Origin of the sequence: Aquisphaera insulae, assembly GCF_011064615.1 — a bacterium.
In the GTDB taxonomy this organism is placed as follows: Bacteria; Planctomycetota; Planctomycetia; order Isosphaerales; family Isosphaeraceae; genus Aquisphaera; species Aquisphaera insulae.
In genome coordinates this window covers 35,341-51,639 of the sequence record NZ_JAALJH010000038.1, presented here as the reverse complement: position 1 = coordinate 51,639, position 16,299 = coordinate 35,341, and the positions used below count along the sequence as shown (strand labels likewise).

Below are 16,299 nucleotides of genomic sequence, written 5' to 3'. Positions count from 1 at the left end.
CAGGGATCCGGGAATTTTTCGCGCGGACGCGGCTCATTCCACCGAATCGGCGGCGGTTTCCCCGCGATCGAGGCGGCGGGAGGCACCGCCGGATACCGATCGCGGGACGGATCCGGCTGCTCGGAGGCTCGGCGGTGGACCGAGCGTCCGCATCCTCGCCCCGGCTCGCCACTCGTCGAGACGAATCGCGTCATCGACTCACTCACTGCCGCCGAAACGCTTGCGGTGAGGGCTGCATCTATTGAAAATTCAATCGCCCCATGCGAGTCTGGTTTGCGACGACCTGGGACGATCTAATTTGTGTGAATTGCCCAAATCATCAGAACTGCAATCACACAAGATCGAGACAGTAATAGGCGGCATGCATTCGGCTTCCGGGCGGCTGCGAATGGTGGTGCGGCAACTCGAGGCAGTACCAGCGAGGCGAACATGTTCGAGAGTCAGACGGGTGGGGTCCGCCGTCGTCCGATGTCCGCACGTGGCCGCAGCCGAAGGGTGGCGTTGGAGTGGCTGGAGAGCCGCGAGCTGTTGTCGGTCTACACGGTCCAGAATACGAACGACGACCTCAATTCCGGCTCGCTGCGATGGGCGTTGACACAGGCGCAGACCGATCCCGATCCGACGAGCCAGGTCTGGTTCCAGCTCGGCGGCGCCGGGGTCAAGACGATCGCGCTGGGGTCGCCGCTGCCGACGGTGTCGCACCCGACGGTCATCGACGGGTCGACGCAGGGGAATTACACGGGGCAGCCCCTGATCGAGCTGGACGCCTCGGCCCTGAAGACCAGCGACGTGGCGCTGACGGTCACCGCCGGGGGCTCGACGATCAAGGCCCTGACCATCAACGGCTGCCCGGGGACGGCGATCCTCCTGGACCAGGGGGGCGGCAACCTGGTGACGGGCTGCTACATCGGCACCAACGCGGACGGGACCGCGGCGAAGGCCAACGGAGTGGGGATCTCGATCGCCGGCAGCAAGGACAACACCATCGGCGGCACCGCCACCGGGGCGGGCAACATCATCGCCGGGAACACGAGCAACGGCATCCAGGCGATCTCCTCCGGCGCGACCGGGCTGGTGATCCAGGGGAACCAGATCGGCGTGAGCACGGGCGCTCGGACGGTATCAACGATACCCCTCGTAGGCTTTGCCGGCCTGCAATACAACGACGCCAAGTCCGTCCCGCCGGGGACGTCCGTCGCCGTGGGGAACTTTAATGATGTCATCGAGGTGGTCAACGGGGCGCTCCGGTTCAGCGACATAGGCGGGGCCAACCCCACGACCATGAAGCTCTCCGATTTCTTCCCGGCCGCGACCGCCCCCGACCTGTTCGCCCCGAAGGTCTTCTATGACGAGCTCGCCGGCCGGTTCGTGGTGTCCGCGCTGGAGCATCAGGCCGGCACGTCGGGCTCGTTCCTGAACGTCGCGTTCTCGGACGCGGGCAACGAGGCGAGCTTCTCCTCGAAGTACCGGATCGACGTGTCGAGCGGCGGCAACTGGGCGGCCAGCCCCACCTTCGGCTACAACGCCGACGCGATCGTCTTCTCCTTCAACCTGTACAACCCGGCGGGCACGACCCGGATGGGGGCGGAGGTCCTCTCGATCGCCGCGTCCTCGATCGGGGCCGGCTCGCTGACGACGGTCGCGGTGAACCGGCCGAGCGACTACTCCCTGGCGCCGGCGATGATGCACGGGGCGACGGCCGGCCAGCCGATGTACTTCGTCGAGAGCGACCCCGTGCCGGCCTCGAGCTACAGCACGGTCCGGGTGATGACTTGGGCGAACCCGCTGATCGCCGCGTCGACGTTCGGCAGCAGCGTGATCACGGTGCCGGCCTATGCCGACCCGGCCGACGCCAGCCAGCCCGGGACGACGGCGAAGATTGACACCGGTGACACGGGGATCGCGGGCGTCGCCTGGTTGAACAACCGGCTGGTGGCGACCCACACGATCGGCTCGGCGGCCGGCGACGCGAACGTCCGCTGGTACGAGTTCGCCACAGACGCCTCGAATGCCCAGAGCTTCCCCACGCTGGCCCAGGCGGGCAACATCAGCCGCGGGGTCGGGGTCGCCACCTATTCGCCTGCGATCGCGATCCAGGAAATGGGCTCTATCGGACTGACTTACGTGGAGTCGTCCTCCACGGAGAACATGTCCATGTACGTGACCAACCAGATCCCCGGCATGCCCGCCGGCGCCACGGCCGCGCCTTATCTGGCACAGGCCGGGGCGGCGACGTACGTCTCGACCGAGCCCCCGCCCTATCTCGCCGGCCCTACCGGGAGCATCGTTGTGAATCCGAGTGGCGGCTCTTTTCTGGCCGCCAATGAGTACGCGTCGGCGTCGCAGGCGGGGGCGAACTGGGGGACCTGGCTCCTTTCATTCACAGGTTTAAGTACCCTGACACCCAGCTACAAGGCGATCGGCAACGGCGGGTCCGGGATCTTCCTCAACGGCTCTTCGGGTGTGGTCATCGGCGGTACGGTCGCCGCCGCCGCCAACGTCATCGGGGCCAACGGTGGCGGGTCGGGCGGCGGGTCTGGGATCACGGCCCTGGGGACCTCCGGCGGGCTGCTCATCCAGGGGGATTTCATCGGCACCGACCCCTCCGGCTCGACGGGCCTGGGCAACGTGGGCAATGGCATCAACCTGTCGACGAACAGCAACACCGTCGGCGGCACGTCCGCCGCGGCCCGCAACGTGATTGCCGGCAACGGGCAGGCGGGGATTGCGATCTCGAATGCGTCGAACAACGTCATCCAGGGCAACTTCGTCGGCGTCGCGAACTTCTCCAACGTCGCCGTGCCGAACAGGGGCTACGGGATCGTGGTCACCTCGTCCACCGGGACGACGATCGGCGGCACGGTGGCCGGCGCGGGCAACGTGGTCTCCGGCAACGGCACCCAGGGCATCGAGATCAACGCCGGGCAAACGACGTCCAGCGGCACGCTGATCGCGGGGAACATCGTCGGCCTCAATGCCCTGGGCACGATCGCCGTGCCCAATTCGGGCTACGGCATCTTCCAGAACGGCGCCGACCTCACCACCATCGGCGGCACCGTGGCCGCGGCCCGCAACGTCATCTCCGGCAACAGGAACGAGGGGATCTCGATGGGGACCGGCGACCATTCGCTGGTCGTGGGGAACTACATCGGGACCGACATCACCGGCACCAAGGCCATCGGCAACTCGAAAGGACTGATCTGGACGAACGCCTCGTACGCCACCGTCGGCGGCACGACCGCCGCCGCCCGCAACGTCATCTCGGGGAATACGGCCGCCGGCATCGACAGCTTCGTGCTCGGCTCGGGCTACGAGGTGATCCAGGGCAACTACATCGGCGTCGACGTGACCGGCATCAAGGCCCTCCCCAATGGCGGCACGGGCATGCGGATCTCCGGCCCCACCAACAACACCATCGGCGGGACGACCACCGGCGCGGGCAACGTCATCGCGGCCAACAACGGCAACGGCATCGAGTTCACCGTCGGCCCGGCCAACGGCACCGTGGTCCAGGGGAACTACATCGGCACGACCCCCGGCGGCGCCACCAACCTGGGGAACGTCGGGACCGGGATCGTCATCTGGTCGGACGACGTCACCGTCGGCGGCACGGCGGCCGGCGCGGGCAACGTCATCGCCTACAACAGGGGCAATTCCCTGGACCCGGGGGACGGCATCCGGCTGGTCTTCGACGTCCACCACAACACGATCCTGTCCAACTCGATCCACGACAACACCGGCCTGGGCATCAATTTCGGCAACGGCCCCACGCCCAACCACCCGGACGAGATCGGCGCGGTCCCCGGGCCCAACGACTACCAGAACTACCCCGTGCTCGGCTCCGCGGTCTCCACCGGCGGCAACCTCGAGGTCATTGGCTCGCTCAACGCGGGCGCATCGACGCAATACGTGCTCCAGTTCTTCTGGAACCCCACCGCCGATCCCTCGGGCCACGGCGAGGGCCAGTACCTCATCGGCACCAGGACGATGACGACCGACGCCTCGCACAACGCGCCGTTCGACTTCACCTTCCCGGGCGCGAACGTCCCCGGGGGGTCGTTCGTCACGGCGACGGCCACCGATCCCGACGGCAACACCTCGGAGTTCGCCCTCAACGCCGAGACGGTGGTGGTCGCCGACCTCTCGATCACCGGCTCGGCGAGCACGACCTCGCCCCCCGTGCACGCGGGGGGGACCATGACGTACACGTTCACGATCACCAACGCCGGCCCCGACCCGGCCCACGGGGTCGTCTTCACGGACGCCCTGCCGGCCTCGCTGTCCTACGCCGGCTCGTTCACCGCGTCGGTCGGCGGGGTCACCTCGTCGGTGAGCGGGCGGACGATCACCGCGACGCTGCCGACGATCGCCGCCGGCGGCTCGGTCGTGCTCAGCTTCCAGGTCAACGTCCTGCTGGCCGCGGTCCCCTCCGTCTCCAACACCGCGACCGTCTCCACGACCGACTTCGACCCGAACCCGAACGACGACACCGTGACCGTCACGACGGCCGTCGCGGCCTCCGCCGACCTGGCCGTCAGCTCGCTGGCGGTCACCTCGACCGCCCCTTATTACGTGGGCCAGGACCTCACCTACGCGATCACGGTGGTCAACAACGGGCCGTCCCCGGCCGCCGGCGTGTCGGTCGTCGATACCCTGCCGGCGAACGTGACGTTCGTCTCGGCCACCGGCGGGGTCACGCCGGTCGCCGGCAAGCTGACCTTCGCCGTGGGAAACCTGGCGGCCAACGCCTCGGCCACTTTCAGCTTCACCGTCATCCCCCTGGCCGCCGCCACGGCCTCGCCGATCGTCGACGGCGTCACGGTCGACGGGAGCGACTTCGACCCCGACACCTCGAACAACGCCGCGTCCGTCTCCACGACGATCACCCCCAGCGCCGACGTGTCCGTCACGGTGACCTCCGACGCGGCCCTCAGCTCCGGCGTGCCGACCGCGCTGGCCGGCCAGCTCATCACCTACACGATCACGGCGGCCAACGGCAACCTGTCGCCCGCCACCGGCGTGATCGTCACGGATACCATCCCGAAGGGCTCGACGTTCGTCTCGGCGACCGGCGGCGCCACGCCGAACGCGAGCGGCGTCATTACCTTCCCGACCTTCGGCCTGGCGGCGAACGCGTCGACGGTGTTCACGGTGCAGGTGAAGGCCGCCGCGGTCTCGACGTCCACGGTCACGTCCGACGTGGCGAAGATCGTCGCCGACCAGAACGATCCGTCGCCGGCCAACAACACGGCCACCGCGAGCGTGACCGTCAACCCGCTCAGCGATCGCGGCGTGACGGTGACCGGGCCGGGCTCGGTGTACGTGGGCGAGCCGGCCGTCTACGTGATCACGATCTCCAACGCCGGCCCCTCGGCGGACATCGCCGCCGTGGTCGTGGACACGCTCCCCTCCACGGTCGTGATCACGTCGGCCGTCAGCTCGACCCCCGGGGTGACCCCCGTGATCTCCGGCAACACGGTGACGACGAACCTCGGGACGCTCGGCGTGACGACCGGCCTGACCACCTTGCCGACGATCACGGTCACGGTGATCCCCCAGGCCGCGGCGGCCGCGGCCGGCATCGTCAACACCGCCACCATCTCCGGCAATTCCGCGGACCAGACCCCGTCCAACGGCACCGCGACGACGTCCACGACCGTCGTCCCGTCCGCGGACCTGGCGGTGAGCCTCACGGCGGCCTCGAGCGCCCTGGTGGAAAGCCAGCTCGTCTACACCCTCAAGGTGACGAACAACGGCCTCTCGCCGGCCACCGGCGTGTCGGTCGTGGACGTCCTGCCGGCGGACGTGACGTTCGTCTCGGCCACGGGGGGGATCGTGCCGGTCAACGGCAAGCTGACCTTCGACGTGGGGAGCCTGGACGGGCCCGGCGGCGCGAACTCGGCGACCTTCAACATCATCGTGACTCCGAACGTGTCCGCCGGCAACACGACGCTGACGAGCACGGCGACCGTGAGCGGCGCCGTGCACGATCCGGACCCCAGCAACGACACGTCCACCGCGACGACCGCGGCCAGGCCGGCCATCGACCTGACTTTCAACAACGTCTTACCGGCCGTCTTGCGGATCACGCAGGTGGGCGAGAGCGTCCCCTTCTCGTTCACGGTGACCAACAAGGGCCCCTCCACGGCCACGCACGTGACGATCATCAGCCCCCTCGCCACGGGGGCGTCCTATGTCGCGGGCTCCGGGGTCGTGAGCCCCTCCGGGACCGTCGCCCTCCAGGGGACGTCCATCGTCGCCAGCGTCGGCACGCTCGCCGCCGGGGCCTCCGCGACGGTGAGCTTCACCGTCACGCCCGGCGTCGTCGGGAGCCTGGTGGTGAATGTGACGGCGTCGGCCACGGAGACGGACACCGACCCGTCCTCGAACACGTCCAGCCAGAGCGTCACGGTGGTCGACCGGGTCGGCACCTTTGCCTTCTCGTCCGCGTCCTATAGCGTGAATGAGAACGCCGGCACGGCGACGCTCACCGTGAACCGGACGCTGGGCGCGCGGGGGGCGGTCCAGGTCGACTACCAGACCGTCGCCGTCAACGCGCTGCCGGGCTACGACTACACGCCGGTCTCCGGCACGCTGAGCTTCGCCGACGGCGAGACTTCGAAGACCATCGTCGTCCCCGTGCTGGCCAACCCGTACGGCAGCGGCAACGAGCTGGTCAACGTGGTCCTGAGCAACGTCCGCAGTGACGAGACCCTGGGCGCGCCGGTCCTGGGGACGCCCTCGACGGCGACGCTGACGATCGTCGACCTGGATCCGAACACGACGCCGTTGACCGTCACCGCCTTCCAGTGGACCGGGACGACCGCCGACATCAGCCAGGTCTTCGTGACCTTCAGCAAGCCCTTGATCCCGTCGACGGCCCTGAATCCGAACAATTACCTGCTCCAGAGCATGGGACCCGACGGCAAGTACGGGACGGGCGACGAGTCGCAGGTGCCGGCCGCCGTGACCTACGACCCGTCCAACTTCACCGTGGCCATCGCGCCGGGCACCCCGCTGCCGGCCAACGCGTTCTTCCACCTGATCCTCAAGGGGACCGCGGGCGGCCTGATGGACATCGGCGGCTACGAGCTCTCCGGCGACGGCTCCACGGCCGGGACGAACTACGCGGCGATGTTCGCCCGCGGGACGAACCTGGCCTACTACACGCCGACCAATCAGCTCGTGACCCTGACGCTCGCCCGCGGCGGGTTCCTCGACGACCTGCTCTACGGCAACGGCCAGGGCCAGCGGCTGACGGTCGTGAATCGGGTGGCCCATCGGTCGGTCCTGTCCGGCACGGTCAAGACGCTGGACGGCAAGAACGGCCAGGCGTACCTGGGCCAGACCATCTGGGGCCTGGGCAAGTTCGGCGACGTCCGCGTGAAGATGCACGCCCCCCGGTTCCTCCTCGACTACTACCCGTTCTCGCCCGGCTCGAAGGCGGCCGCCCAGGGCACCAAGGGGACGGCCTCCGTGTCGACCTCCCCCGCCGCCACGGCCACGGCCTCGGCCAGGGCCGCCGCGAAGGCCAAGCCGGCCGCGCGGGCCGGTCACGCCCCGGCCATGAGCCGGCCGTTCCACGCGTTCCATCGCTGAGGAGGCGGGCCGCGGGGGCATCGGATACACTGGTCGACGGCCCACCGGGCCTGCCGGCATGATCCGATGCCCTCACGGGCGCACCGATGAGACCCGATCCATGAGCGCGACGCGACGTGGAGATCACGGGGCGGCACTGGCGGCCCTCGACGCGAAGATCAACGCCCTCTTGCCGCCGCGCTATCAGCATTGCTACTCCGACGTGCCGCCGGTCTCCATGGGCTCGGCCGGGCTGATCTACGGGCCCGACGGCAAGGTCGCCTGGGACCGGATCTGGACGTCCTTCTGCGACCTGGCCCTGGCGGGCGGCCCGCCGCACCGGGGCAAGTTCCTGGGCCCTCCGCCCGCGGCGGAGGTCGCGGCCGATCCGGATCGACACCGCGCGGCGGTTGCGGAGATCGACCGGGCCATCGGCCTGACGAGCGGGTACGTGGTCGAGGATGGCTACGCCCCCGGTTGGGTCGGCATCCGGTGCCGGGACCTGGCGGAGGCCGCCTGGCTCCAACTGGCCGTCAACGCCGAGAACGTGGCGGCCCGCCGCCGCGGGACGATCCTCCAGCTCCCGGCCGGGCCGGCCTTCCGGCCGGAGAAGGAGATCAAGAACGTCGTCGTCGCCCTGGCGAAGGCGTCCCATTACTGGGAGGACCACCTGTCCTCCGACCAGCAATCCCTCGCCTCCGCCGAGGACCTCGAGCCGGCGACGTCCGACGAGGCCTCGTCCGCGCCCGACACCTACCGGGCGGCCCTCGCCGCCCTGGAATCCGCCGTCCGTGCGGCCGGCCTGCCGTTGTCACCTCATCCCCACGTCGGCTGGATCGGAGCCCAGACGGCCGACGAGGAAGAGGCCGTCTGGCTGCTGCGGGCGATCCTGGTCGAGCGGATCCCCGTGCGCCGAGAGGAGAGCCATCTCTTCCTCCCCGTCGGCGCGACGTGGAGCCCGGAGCAGGCGGCCGAGGTCGGCCACGCCTTCCGCCGGGCCTGGGACCTTCGCCGCGCCGCCTTCCCCCATCGCCCCGCCTGGCGGCCTTCGGGACGCGCCTGACGTCCGCACCCGAGATCGACGTCCCCCGTCCGATCCACGAGATTCGGGACGACCGGCGGTCCCCGGTTCCCCCTCGGTATTACGATTGGTAGGATCGTGTTACCGGCCAGGGGCCGGGAGACAGCGCCACGGCTTTCGCGGAGGAGGGCTCGCATGGGACGTCGTCGTGGATTCACTCTGATCGAGCTGCTGGTGGTGATCGCGATCATCGCTGTCCTGATCGCGCTCCTGCTGCCGGCCGTGCAGTCGGCGCGCGAGGCGGCGCGGCGGATGCAGTGCACCAACAACCTGAAGCAGGTGGGGATCGCGCTGCACAACTACTACAGCGCGCTCGGCACGTTGCCGTCGTCGGGGATCATCGCACCGATGACGAACTACTGGGTCTGCTGCGCGACCGGGCCGGGGATGCCGACGTGGCCCGGGCACTACCGCTATTCGGCCTTCGTGCAGATCATGCCCTACACGGAGCTCGGCACCGGCTACAACGCGATGAACTACAACCTGCCGCTCTACGACGTCGACGGCAACGACATGCCGCAGAACACGACCGCGTACCAGGTGCAGATCCGGACCTACCTCTGCCCGAGCGACATCCGCGAGGAATCGCTGCCCAATCAGAAACCGTGCAGCTACGCAGTCAACAGCGGCGACGGCCTCCCCGGGGGCTTTGGCCTGGCCGGCAGCTACGGCAAGCCGGACGGCCCGATCTACCTCAATTCGAGCACGACGTTCGCGAGCCTCGTCGACGGCTCGAGCAACACGGCGCTCGTGGGCGAGAGCCTCATCGGCAGCAACTCGAACATCCCGCCGGCCGCGGGGGCCCCCAATCCCCAGGAGATCGCCGTCCAGATCCCCTCGGGGATCAGCGGGTTCGCCGACACCTTCAGTTACATCCCGATGACGACGACCGAGTGCACGGCCTCCACCAGCTATCGCTGGGACCGGCAGACCAACTGGCTGGAGGGGGACTACCGGCACACCATGTACAACCACTACCTGACCCCCAACAGCGGGACCTACGACTGCCTCCGCGGCCCGCATCACGGATGGCGGGCCGCGCGCAGCCGGCACCCCGGCGGCGTGAACACCCTGTTCGCCGACGGCGGCGTGCGGTTCGTCAAGAACTCGGTGAACCTCGCGACCTGGCGGGCCCTCGGGACCTCGGCCGGGGGCGAGGTCGTCAGCGCCGACGCATACTGAGAGGAATTCATCCATCATGAGACGACATCGTTTGATTTCACTCGCCGCCGTCGTCGCCGCGGCCACCCTCGCCCACGCGGCCGACGCCCACGAGCTCTGGTTCCACCTCGGCGGCGGCGACCAGGAGACGGCCCGCATGACCTTCGGCGACACCCCCGCGCCCGGCGAGGCCGAGCGGGTGGCGGAGATCGCCCACACCAAGGCCTGGGCCGACGGCAAGCCCCTGGACGTGACCCGGCTCCCGGACGGCCTGGAGGTCAAGCTCGGTGGCCCGCGCCCGGCGGTCCTCTCCGCGTATGCGGATCGCGGCGTGATCGACTACCAGGGCAAGACGTTCGTGATCCAGCTCGCGGCCTACGCCCAGACGAGGGCCATCGACGCGGCCCGCGCGGCGGACCTGGGCCTGGGCGGCGACCAGCTCCGTCTCCTTTTGGTCTCGCGGGACGGCGGCCCGCCGGTGGTCCGCGCCACCTGGAAAGGCGAGCCCGTCCCGGAGATCGCGGTGAAGGTCTTCCACGGCGCGGACGCCCCGCGTGAGCTGAAGGCCGATTCCCGCGGCGAGGTCCCCTGCCCCGACCTGATGGAGGGGCCGTGGACCCTGTATGCCCAGCACATCGACGGCGTCGTCGGCAACCGCGACGGCCGGAGCTATTCCGAGACCCGCTTCAAGGCCACGCTGGCGATCAGCCCGGAGGCCGCCCTCGGCCCGGCGGTCGCCGCCTGCCTGGCCCGCGTCCGCGAGGCCCACGGCGGGACCGGCCCCTGGGCCGTCGTCGGCTACCGGATGGGCGAGCGGGCCCTCAAGGAGCTGAACCGCCCTCGCCACGAATTCGCCCTGTACGTCCTCCACCGGAGCCCGCAGGAGGTCCAGTACACCTGCATGGCCGACGGCCTGATGGCCGCCACCGGCGTCAGCCCCGGGCGGCTGAACCTGAAGCTGGAGGATGCCCCCGTGGCGGCCTTGCGGACCATCGTCCGCGACCGCGGCACCGGCCGCGCCCTGGCCTTCACCGTCAAGCCCGAGCTCGCCGCCGCGATCAAGGACCTCCCCCACGAACGGCTCGACGCCGAGGGCCGGCGGGTGGCGACGCTCCCCGACGACGCCATCTTCACCATGACCGAGGCGAAGTGATGACGACGCGCCGGTCGTCTCTGGCCCTGGTGCTCCCCCTGTTCGCCCTGGCCGGATGCGGTGCCGAGGGCCCCTACTCCGGGACCCTCTACCCGGTGACGGGCCGCGTCCTGCTCGCCGACGGCAAGCCCTTATCCGGCGGCTCGGTCCAGTTCATCCCGGCCGAGGGGGGCCTGCCCGCCGCGGGCGACGTCGACCAGGACGGCCACTTCACCCTCAAGACCTTCAGGACTCGCGAGGGTGCCGCGCCCGGCAAGTACAAGGTCCGCGTTGAGCCCAGCAGCGAATTCCTCGCCAGGAAGGGCAAGAACCCGAAGCTCCCCTTCGCCGCCAGGTACCGCGAGTACGACGGCGAGACCGGCCTGACCGCGACCGTCCGTTCCGGCCCGACCGAGCTGGAGCCGTTCCGGCTGGAGGCGAGGTGAGTTGCATCGAATCTCAAAGCAGCCCGAGCTGGCGCCGGCTCGTGAGCGAGAATCGTTCGTCGAGATAGCGGGCCAGCGCATGGTCGAGGATGTTCCTGGCCTTATCCTCGGGATAGCGCAGTCGGTCCCTCAGTTCGTGTGCTCGACCGGTGATGGCATCGGCGATCATCTCACGGCAAACGCGATAGCTCTCACTCCCCCTCAGGCCATCTCGAGATGGAGCGTTCGCGGAGCTATAAACGAGCGCCTCGGACATCGCCGGATACTCGCTCCGGTCGACATTCTTCAGGAAGTCGGTCAGGACCGAGTTGAAATAGCCGTCACCGAAATCACGCGATGGCTTCCGCAATGCGGCTCGCAAACCGAGCGCGAAACGATCTGCCTCCTGGTCCGCATCGACTGCCGGCACCTCAAGGTCGATGAGTCCGGCATTGAGCTCGTCGTCCCACGGTGTGGATTCGATGGGAAGCTCCCTACCGTCCTTGACGAAATGGACGTGCAACTCGGCGTCTCCTCCGAGACCCAGGCTGAGGTCGGGCCGAGAGACCTCGACGGTCGCTCGAGTGTCGCGCTGTTCCAGCCGCTTCTTCCAGTGACGCAGTCGCGGATCGGTGAGAGGCTGGGCCGGCCGGCGAAAGAAGTCATCGAGCCTGGTCATCACCTGCTCCTCGGACAAGATCATCAGGCTTGGCGTCGTTCAGAAGCGCGGAGAGGACAAAGGTCGCCGCGTTCCTGCACGCAAGGAAGCGGCCCTTCTCTATCATCGCGTCTCGACGCTCGTCTGCAAAGTCGGAGACGCCCTTGACGACACACCAGACTGGGTCGTCAGTTCGCTTCGACGCCGCCAGGAGGCCGACCGCCTCCATTTCTCCGCCGACGATCGGGTCATCACCCGGGGGCACACCCTGTACCAACTCATCCCGGAAGCGCCGACTCTGAATGCGAGCTGCTCCCGACAGGATCGCTCCGATATGAATCTTGAAGTCATGCTGCTTCCGCTCCCGTTCCTTCGTGAGGAGTGTCACCAGATTGCCGCGTGCCGGGCGCCGATTGGCCTCCGGATATCGGCTGATGTACCCCTCGCCGCAGAGGAAACGACGGAACGAACTTTGCATACCGACGACCGTTCGGTTGTCATACGGGATGAGCGAAGTCGACACCAGGACGTCTCCGAGATTCTGCGTCCGAGGATCGATGCCGAAGGCCATGCCGACCTGAACGATACCCTGTGCGCCTGTGGCTTCCTGAAATCGAATCGCGCGGGCCGCGGACCCAAGATGTCCGATCGCTCCCATCACGACTCGACCTCGCTCCTTGATCGGGCTGACAGCGATCACGGTCTCATTCCCCACCTGCCCCATCCAGTGGTATTCGCCCAGCCGTTGATCTCTGATCTTCTCGAGTGAGAGGCCCAACTCTCGTGCGGCTTCGCTCAGCGCGTCCTGCTCCGTGGGAGTTGCAACAAATAGCAACAAGGAACACGAGCGATAGCTGGAGTCCTGTCCTCGTTCGATTGGGGCCGACATTTCGACAACCCACGCTTGAGAAACGCATGCGGCGCGTTTCGAGGAAGGAGCTACATTTCGTCCGACTTGGCGTCGGCATGTCTCACCATCATCGTCCGCGCGTGGCTGAGCACGAAGCCTGCGCGCTGGGCGGTCCGCTGGGAGCCGCCGCCGGGGGGCGTGACGATGGCGGCGAGGTCGCAGCCGGCGGCGCGGGCGTGATCGAGCCGGGCTTGAAGGAGGGCCGAATGGATGCCGCGGCCTCGGTAGGGAGCCAGGGTGCCGTCGGTGTAGAAGAGAGCGAGGCCCTCGTGGATCCAGAGCGATCCGCCGCCGGCCGGCTCGCCGTCCACGACCGCGAGCCAGCCCGTGTTGGCGGGGAGGGCGGCCATGGCGAGCATCCCCTCGCGGAGCAGCGGCGGCGCCGACTCGGGATCCTCGAAGAAGCAGCGGAGCGTCACGTCCACGAGGGTGTCCCAGTCGCCCACCCCGGCGGGGACGATCTGTAGAGAAGCCGTGTCCGTTTCGGCGTCGTCCCGGGTATCCCCGCCACCGGCTTCGAGTGGGCAGACGAGCGAATGGCTCTGATCGGCGACCGTGTAGCCGCGGAGGCAGAGCGCGGTCAGGAACGACGGATCCGCCAGGGTCGCGACCTCGACCTGGACGGGAGTCCCGCGGTCGAGGAAGAACTGCTCCATCCGTGCAATTTCGTCCTCGCCGACCGGCCCGTCGAGCGCCAGCCCCTGGGCCTGAGACAGGAACGAGCCCATCCCCAGGAACGCCGCATGCCCTCCACCCACGGCGATCCAGTCCGCGCCCAGGGCCGGGTCGAGGGCACGCTGGGAGCGCGCGGTCTCGACGTTGATCGCATCCCAGCCCGCCTCGACCCTCCGGACCAGGTCCAGGTCGGTCACATCTCGCACGTTCCGCATCGGCCCGCCTCGCCCCCCCCGCGGGCTCTCGTCCCGGAAGGCCCGTCCCAAGGACTCGGAAAATTCGCCGGGGCGATGCCACGGTGCCCTGGCATCGCCCCGGCCGCGACCGAACCCCGAGCGTCCGGACGCCGGGCCGGCCCCATTACTCATTGTATCGCATTCCGCTGTGAGCTCCCGCCATCGGTCGGGAGGTCAGCCGACAACCCTTCCCTCTGGAGCGTTGTCTCATCGGTTGGGAATCTATCATTCTTGTGTACGGTTGTCAATCGATATTCGACGGTTCACCGATTCCGTTTCCGATCGGACGGCGGGTTGCCAAGCGGGGGCGGGCCGGGGATGATCGGGCAAGTGCGACGGCGCGGCGGGGGCCGCGTTGTGTCGCTCCGCATCGCGATCCGAGAGGCGAGCCCGAGTCATGTCCACGAAGATCCGCTGGCTGGGACATTCCGCGCTCCTGCTGGAGACGAATGGCGAGAACGTCCTGATCGACCCGTTCCTGACCGGCAACCCGAAGGCGGCGATCAGGGCGGAGGACGCGCCTGCGGACCTCGTGCTGATCTCGCACGGGCACGGCGACCACGTCGGCGACGCGGTCGCGATCGCCAACCGCACGGGCGCCACGGTGCTCTCGAACTACGAGATCAGTTGCTGGCTCCAGAAGCCGCCCCGGAATCTGACCAAGGTCCACGGCCTCCAGCACGGCGGCGGCTTCACGTTCCCGACCGGGCTCCGGGTCAAGCTGACGCTGGCCTTCCACGGCTCCGAGCTGCCGGACGGCTCCAACGGCGGCAACCCCGCCGGCTTCCTCATCACCACGCCCGACGGCCTCAAGATCTACGACGCCGCCGACACCGCCATGTTCGGCGACATGGCCCTGATCGGCGAGGAGGGCCTGGACCTCGCCCTGCTCCCGATCGGCGACTACTACACCATGGGCCCGGACGACGCCCTCAGGTCGGTGAAGCTCCTCAAGCCGAAGCACGTCATCCCGATCCACTACAACACGTTCCCCCCCATCACCCAGGACGCCCAGGCCTGGGCCGACCGCGTCAAGGCGGAGACCTCCACCACCCCGGTCATCCTCCAGCCGGGCGAATGGTTCGAACTGAAGAAATGAACTAACCACAGAGACACAGAGGCACAGAGAAGAGGGAATGGGCAAGGGACGAAGAGACGGGCGCGGGGGGAAGTCAGGCTGGAAGGAAGAACGATTCGATTGAATCAATAAAAATAGGCATGGTCGTATTTTATGTGATTCCGGGCGCCGCCGACTGTTGCCCGCGCGACTTCCGGGCTTTCATCCCCTTTCTTCGGTTCTTGCCTACACCAGTCTTCTCCGTGCCTCTGTGCCTCTGTGGTTAGTTCAATTCTTCGTATAGTTTTGCGAACGAATCGATCATGGTTTGTGCGTCGAAGTGGGATTCGACCCGGGCGCGGCCGGCGTCGCCGAGCCGGCGTTGGCGGGCGGGGTCGCGGATGAGGTCGCGGAGGGCGCGGGCGAGCAGGGGTGGGTCGCCGACGGGGACGAGGACGCCGGTCTCGCCGTCGGCGACGACCTCGGTGGTCCCGGGCGCGGCGGTCGCGACGACGGGCTTGCGGTGGAGCATCGCCTCGAGCACGACGTTGGGGAGCCCCTCGTACGAGCTGGGCAGGGTCACGACGTCGGCGGCGGCCATCAGGCGGGGGACGTCCTCGCGATGGCCCAGGAACAGGACCTTGCCGGCGAGGTCGTAGGCGCGGGCGGTTTCCTCCAGGCGACTCCTCAGCGGCCCGTCGCCGACGATCAGGGTCCGGAGCTCCGGCTGGACGTGCTGGAGCAGGTCGAGCGCCTTGAGCAGGTCGTCCACCCGCTTCTGCTCCGCGAGCCGGCCGGCGAAGAGGACGAGGGGCGCGTCCGGGGCCAGGCCGAGCGACGTCCTCGTCGCGGCCCCGTCGGACGACGCCGGCTCCTCGATATCGATCCCGGAGTAGATCATCGCCAACCGGTCCTCCGGCACGCCGAGCTCGCGATAGTAGTCGACGACCGCGCGGGAGTTGCCGACCAAACGATGGCACCACGTCGCCAGGCGACGGTCGACGGCCTTCTCGACCTTCCCCTTCCAGAGGTCCACGGCCATCTCGGTGGTGATCACGGCCGGCACGTTCGCCCGCCGGGCGGCGATTCGCCCGTAGCTGTTGGCGGCGAAGATCCAGGTCTGCACCACGTCGAACCGCTTCGCTTTGAGGAACCGGGTCAGCCGGCCGAGCGCGAGGGGGTCGACCTTCCACCGCTTGCCGATGTTCGTCACGGGGATGCCCGCGGCCTCGAGCTCGGCGGCGAGCGGGCCGCCCCGGGTCAGGGTCGCGACCTCGACGGAGAATCGATCGCGCGGCAGCCCCTTCGCCAGCAGGACCATCTGCTTCTCCGCCCCGGAGCGGTCCAGGGTCGGGATCAGTTGCAGCACCTTCAACACGCTCGACC

General features: G+C 68.5%; 10 protein-coding genes. 6 read left to right on the top strand and 4 right to left on the bottom strand.

What is annotated here, in order from left to right; translation table 11 throughout:
- Nucleotides 1–501: 501 nt before the first annotated feature.
- From G6O54_RS19710 to G6O54_RS19690, 5 genes are all read left to right on the top strand, one after another.
- Nucleotides 502–7,599: a beta strand repeat-containing protein gene (locus tag G6O54_RS19710; RefSeq protein WP_165227378.1), complete on the top strand. Its 7,098-nt coding sequence runs from the start codon at nucleotides 502–504 to the stop codon at nucleotides 7,597–7,599.
- Nucleotides 7,600–7,699: 100 nt separating this feature from the next.
- Nucleotides 7,700–8,641 carry a hypothetical protein gene (locus G6O54_RS19705; protein ID WP_165227377.1) on the top strand — a complete coding sequence of 314 codons (942 nt, stop codon included), beginning with the start codon at nucleotides 7,700–7,702 and terminating at the stop codon, nucleotides 8,639–8,641.
- A 153-nt stretch (nucleotides 8,642–8,794) separates the two neighbouring features.
- A complete protein-coding gene (locus G6O54_RS19700; RefSeq protein ID WP_165227376.1) occupies nucleotides 8,795–9,841 on the top strand; it encodes a DUF1559 family PulG-like putative transporter in 1,047 nt (348 codons plus the stop codon).
- 16 nt (nucleotides 9,842–9,857) lie between these two features.
- Nucleotides 9,858–10,973 (top strand): formylmethanofuran dehydrogenase subunit E family protein, encoded by a 1,116-nt coding sequence (locus G6O54_RS19695; protein ID WP_165227375.1) that lies wholly within the window; start codon nucleotides 9,858–9,860, stop codon nucleotides 10,971–10,973.
- On the top strand, nucleotides 10,973–11,398 hold the full coding sequence (locus tag G6O54_RS19690) for a carboxypeptidase-like regulatory domain-containing protein (RefSeq protein WP_165227374.1): 426 nt from the start codon (nucleotides 10,973–10,975) through the stop codon (nucleotides 11,396–11,398). The genes G6O54_RS19695 and G6O54_RS19690 overlap by 1 nt, the downstream gene beginning before the upstream one ends.
- Nucleotides 11,399–11,411: 13 nt before the next feature.
- Here the strand turns inward: G6O54_RS19690 and G6O54_RS19685 are convergent, their stop codons facing one another.
- The 3 genes from G6O54_RS19685 to G6O54_RS19675 all read right to left on the bottom strand — a co-directional run bounded on the left by G6O54_RS19685 (nucleotide 11,412) and on the right by G6O54_RS19675 (nucleotide 13,835).
- Complete coding sequence (locus tag G6O54_RS19685; RefSeq protein WP_165227373.1) at nucleotides 11,412–11,900, bottom strand: hypothetical protein; 489 nt, start codon at nucleotides 11,898–11,900, stop codon at nucleotides 11,412–11,414.
- 139 nt (nucleotides 11,901–12,039) lie between these two features.
- Complete coding sequence (locus G6O54_RS19680) at nucleotides 12,040–12,924, bottom strand: 5'-methylthioadenosine/S-adenosylhomocysteine nucleosidase family protein (protein ID WP_165227372.1); 885 nt, start codon at nucleotides 12,922–12,924, stop codon at nucleotides 12,040–12,042.
- A 50-nt stretch (nucleotides 12,925–12,974) separates the two neighbouring features.
- Nucleotides 12,975–13,835, bottom strand: a complete 861-nt coding sequence (locus G6O54_RS19675; RefSeq protein WP_165227371.1) for a GNAT family N-acetyltransferase — start codon at nucleotides 13,833–13,835, stop codon at nucleotides 12,975–12,977.
- Between the two features lie 418 nt (nucleotides 13,836–14,253).
- On the opposite strand from G6O54_RS19675, the gene G6O54_RS19670 reads away from it, so the two are divergent.
- Nucleotides 14,254–14,955, top strand: coding sequence for a metal-dependent hydrolase (locus G6O54_RS19670; RefSeq protein WP_165227370.1), 702 nt, complete (start codon nucleotides 14,254–14,256; stop codon nucleotides 14,953–14,955).
- Between the two features lie 241 nt (nucleotides 14,956–15,196).
- Here the strand turns inward: G6O54_RS19670 and G6O54_RS19665 are convergent, their stop codons facing one another.
- Nucleotides 15,197–16,291, bottom strand: a complete 1,095-nt coding sequence (locus tag G6O54_RS19665) for a glycosyltransferase (RefSeq protein WP_165227369.1) — start codon at nucleotides 16,289–16,291, stop codon at nucleotides 15,197–15,199.
- Nucleotides 16,292–16,299 lie beyond the last annotated feature (8 nt).